The organism is Zemynaea arenosa, assembly GCF_004614185.1.
Lineage (GTDB): Bacteria > Pseudomonadota > Gammaproteobacteria > Burkholderiales > Burkholderiaceae_D > Telluria > Telluria arenosa.
On the sequence record NZ_SPVF01000271.1, the window covers coordinates 1 to 4,573 of the forward strand.

General features: G+C 68.7%; 3 protein-coding genes. All 3 read right to left on the reverse strand.

The genetic code is table 11. The features are described from left to right. Positions 1-196, reverse strand: a 196-nt coding sequence (locus tag E4L96_RS22720; RefSeq protein WP_167758778.1) for a PepSY domain-containing protein, incomplete at its 3' end; no start/stop codon positions are given. A 7-nt stretch (positions 197-203) separates the two neighbouring features. After that, entirely contained in the window at positions 204-2,252 is a 2,049-nt protein-coding gene (locus tag E4L96_RS22725; RefSeq protein WP_135209504.1) for a TonB-dependent receptor, read from the reverse strand. Positions 2,253-2,434: 182 nt separating this feature from the next. Beyond that, a partial coding sequence (locus E4L96_RS22730; protein ID WP_135209505.1) for a putative bifunctional diguanylate cyclase/phosphodiesterase occupies positions 2,435-4,573 on the reverse strand: 2,139 nt, incomplete at its 5' end.

A 4,573-nucleotide genomic window follows, 5' to 3' on the forward strand; every position in this document is an offset into this window, starting at 1 on the left:
CCCCTGGCGGCTGGCCGCGCCCGGCCGCATGTGCCGCGGCTGGCGTCACCCGCAGCGCGGGATTGAGCATGCGGTCGAAGTCCGTGTAGAACACCAGCACACTGCCGGTCACCCCCAGCAGCGCAAACCACCCGCCCAGCACCACGCTGCTCCACAAGTGGAACGCGAGCACCCAGCGCCGTGCGGGAGAGGCCATCGCCGCCTCAGAAGTGCGCGGTTGCCATCAGGCTGATACTGCGCGGGCTGCCCGGTGCATGCAGCGCCTGCACGCCGTCGTGCCACACGTACTCGTAGTAGCGGTTGGCCACGTTCCGCGCCTGCAGCTCGATGTCGAAGTTGTCCTTCACGCACCAGGTGGCCGACAGGTTCACCAGCGCATAGCTCCCGAACTGCCCGCTCTTGTTGGTACGCTCCAGGTAGTAGCTGCTTTGCCCGTTCATCGACGCCGAAAAACGCAGCCGGTCGTTGACCTTGTAATCCGCGCCCAGGTTGTACAGCAGGTGCGGTACGTGGTCGATCTCGTTGCCGATGGTCGCCACCGAGGCCGCATCCGTGCGCATGATGCGCGAACGCTGCACGGCCGCGCCGATCCATGCGCCCAGCTCCTGCGTGGGCTGGGCGTTGACCTGGATGTCCAGCCCCCGGCGGCGGGTGGCGCCGATGTTCTCGGCGTCGTTGGCCGGGTCGTTCAGCTTGCGGCGCGCTTCGTTCGACGCGGTCTGCTGCCACAGCGCGACGCGGCCTTCGACCCAGTCCAGCGGCCGGAATTTGAGGCCTGCTTCCCAGCCCTCGTTCACGGACGGCGCCAGGTCGGTCGACTGATTGACCTTGTAGGCCGCAGTGCCGACCCCGGTCTGGAAGGTCCGGCCCCAGTTGCCGTACACGGAATACGCGGCGCCCAGCTTGTACACGGCGGACAGCTTGGGCTGGTCGATCAAGCCGTAGCCGTTCACGCCGTACCGTTTGCCGTTGAGGAGATTGGTGTAGGTGCCGGACACCCGGTCCACCCGCAGCGCGGGCGTGATGGTCAGCTGCGTGGTCGGCTTGTACACCACCTGCACGAAGCCGCCCGTGGTATCCAGGTCGAACTGCTGGTTGCGCGTCTGCGCGGTGCGCACCTGGGCCTTGGTGTTATAGCGCTCGCTCGTGTTGTCCTGGCGCTCGGTATCGATGCCGCCGACCACGGTGAAGGTGCCGGCGGAGGTGGCAGCGGGCCGCCAGGTCAGCGTGCCGGAGGCGCCGCGGTGGCGCTCCACGACGATGCGCTCTTGCTGCGACACGCTGGCCGAGAAGGTCACGTAGCGGCGGTCGTCCAGGTCGTTCTGGTAGATCTGCGCGGTCCAGAACAGGCGTTTGGCGATTTCGTCCTCGGCCTGCACCGCCATCTGGGTCATGCGGCGGTGGTCGCGGTCGGTGCGGTTGTGGGTGGGCGACAGCTCCGGATCCGCAGCCGCCTGGGCGCCGGTGAGGTAGCCCGCTTCGTCCGCGGCGGCGGTGCTGTGGCGCACGATCAGCCCGTAGCGGCCCGCGCCCTTTCCGGGCGACCAGAACCACTTGCCGGACAGGGTGCCGCGGTGCGCCGCCGCGTGGTCGCGGTAGCCGTCCGTACCTTGCCAGCTGAACGCATAGTTCTGTGCCAGGCCGTTGGCGTCGATGCCGAGGGCGCCCTGGGCGTCACGGGTGCTGAAGCTGCCGTAGCCGATGCGGCCCTGCTGGTAGTTGCCGCCGATCTTGGTCACCAGGTTGGCATTCCCGGCGATGTTGTGCATGCCATAGCGCGGGTCGTTCGTCCCGCGCACCACTTCCACCGCATGGATGTCCAGCAGCGGCGCCAGGTCGATGTAGGGCATGTTGCCGTCGTTGCTGTTGCTGGGGATGCCATCGATCAGCAGCTTGACGGCGTTGATCTCCCCCTCGCCATTGAAGCCGCGCATGGAGAACTTGCCGGAGGTGGTGCCCTGGCCGAACTGGGTCAGCATCACGCCGGGGATCTGGCCGAACAGCTGCCAGTTGTGCGAGATGGCCTGCTCGGCGATCTGGTCTTCCCGCAGCATGTCGACCGAGGTGAGCACGTTGCGGGTGGCCAGCGGGCCGTTGGCGTGGCCGACGATGACCACGCGGCCGAGCGTGAGCGCGGGCGTGTCGATGCCGGTGGATTCCTGCCGGGCGGCGGCGGGGAGGGCGAAGGCCAGTCCCAGCGCGAGGGCCAGGGGAGCGCGCAGGAGCGCCTGCGGGCGGTGGGTGCGGATCATGACGGTTCTCGTTGTTGTGGTCCGCACGGCTGGGTGCCCGCGGCTGCGGTGCACTGTCCTGCTTCTAACGATAGGTCATGCGCACAGGAAAAATCATAGATTTTCCAGGCATGTTTAAAAAATGACGTAGATCAATTTCGGCCGACTCTCCGTGTGCGCGGGGGCCGCGCCGCGACGGCTTGTCACTCCGGCCAGGTGTGGCTTTCCGCGCCGGTCGTGTCCAGCCGGGCCAGCACCCAGGCCAGGAACTCCGGCTCGGGCAGCGGGCGCGCGAACAGGTAGCCCTGGGCTTCGTCGCAGCCTTCGCGCCGCAGGTAGGCGCGCTGGGCTTCGGTCTCGACGCCTTCGGCCACCACGCGCAGGCCGAGCGCATGCGCGAGACCAATGGTGGCGGTGACGATGGCGGCGTCGTTGGGATCGGTCTCGATGTCCTTGACGAAGCCGCGGTCGATCTTGATGCGGTCGATGTCGAACAGCTTCAGGTACGACAGCGACGAATACCCGGTGCCGAAATCATCGATGGCCACATGGGTGCCGCGCGCACGCATGCCGTCGATCAGCATGCGGGTATGCTCGGGGTCCTGCATGGCGGCGGACTCGGTGATCTCCAGCTCCAGGCAGGACGGCGAAATGCCGGTGGCGGCCAGGATCTGGTCCAGCAGCGGCAGCGGCCCGGCGCCGGTGCACTGGCGCGCCGACAAATTGATGGCCATGCGCAAATGATCGAGCCCCTGCGCGCGCCATCGCAGCACGATGTCGGCCGCGCGCTTGAGCACCCATTCCCCCAGCGGGACGATAATGCCGGTGTCCTCGGCAATCGGAATGAAGCGGTCCGGCGGCACCAGCCCGCGCTCGGGATGGCGCCAGCGCAGCAGGGCCTCGGCGCCGATCACGCGGCCGCTGGCGAGGTCGATCTGCGGCTGCAGCCAGAGTTCGAATTCGTCGTTGTCGAGCGCCTTCCAGAGCTGGCTTTCCAGCTGCAGCCGTTCGTGCGCGGCGGCGTTCATGGCGGCGGAGAAGAACTGGAAGTTGCCGCGGCCGGAGGCCTTGGCGGCGTACATGGCGGTGTCGGCGCTGCGCAGCAGGGCGCCGGCGTCCGCGCCGTCCTGCGGGTACAGGGCCACGCCCACGCTGGCGCCGCTGTGCACGGTGGTGGCGGCGACCTCGTAGGGCGCGGACAGCGACTGCACGATGCGCTCGGCCACCACGGCCAGGTTCTCCGGCCCCAGCTGGCCGCTGGTGACGACGATGAACTCGTCCCCGCCCAAGCGGGCGATGGTGTCGCCCTCGCGCAGCAGCTCCTTCAGGCGCGCGGCCACGGTGACGAGGAACTGGTCGCCCGCGGCGTGGCCGAAGGAGTCGTTGATCTTCTTGAAGTGGTCGAGGTCGATGAACAGCAGGCCGACGGTCTCGCCCGAACGGCGCGCCTGGGCCAGCAGCTGGTCCAGCCGCTGGTTCAGCGAGAAGCGGTTTTCCAGGCCGGTGAGCGGGTCGTTGTGCGCGAGGCGGTGGATGCGCTCGCGCGAGCGGTACTGCTCGGTGAGGTCGTGCATCATGCACACGAAGAACACATCGTCCGGGGTGGCGACCTTGGCCACGGACAGGAACATGGGAAAGCTGGTGCCCTGCGCGTGGCAGCCGAGATGCTCGGTGGACGGTTCGCCCGCCTCGGCCATGGATGCCAGCGTCTGCGCAGCGCCGTCCGGCCCGACCCGCACCAGGCGTTCGAAGCGCATGCCCTCGACCGCCTCTTCGCTGTAGCCGAACATGCGCGCGGCGGCGGCGTTGCAGGCGACCACGGTGCCGTCCAGCGTGACCGGCATGATGGCTTCGGACGCGTGATTGAGGATGGCATCGAGGCGCGCTTCGCGCTCGCGCAGGCGGGCCGTGCTTTCGTCGACCTGGGCGCGGATCTGGGCCTGCTCGCCGGACACCACCAGCATCAGCCCGCCCATCAGCGCGGTCAGCAGCAGGCCGCAGGCCAGCACGGTCCAGCTTTCCCAGCCGACGTTCTGGCGCTGCCACGGGGTGGTGGGGGCGAAGCGCAGCTCGTAGGTACGGCCACCGAAGCGCAGTTCGCGCCGATAGTCTTCGCCGCTGTAGCCGGCGGCGATGCCTTGCTGCAGCGCCACCGGCGCCGGGCCGGTGGTGTCGAGGAAGCTGGTGGCCACGCCCTCCGTCAATGCGGCCTGGCGCAGCGCCTGCCCGACCAGGCGGCTCGCTTCCACGCCGAGTCCGATCATGGCGGACCAGGCGGCGCCGGGATCGGCCTGGTTGACCGGCTTGAACAGCACGATGCCGCCGCTGCCCGTGCCCAGCAG

Excerpts from the sequence above, each read along its gene's own strand:
- E4L96_RS22725 (WP_135209504.1), bottom strand. The coding sequence starts at position 2,252 with ATGATCCGCACCCACCGCCCGCAGGCGCTCCTGCGCGCTCCCCTGGCC.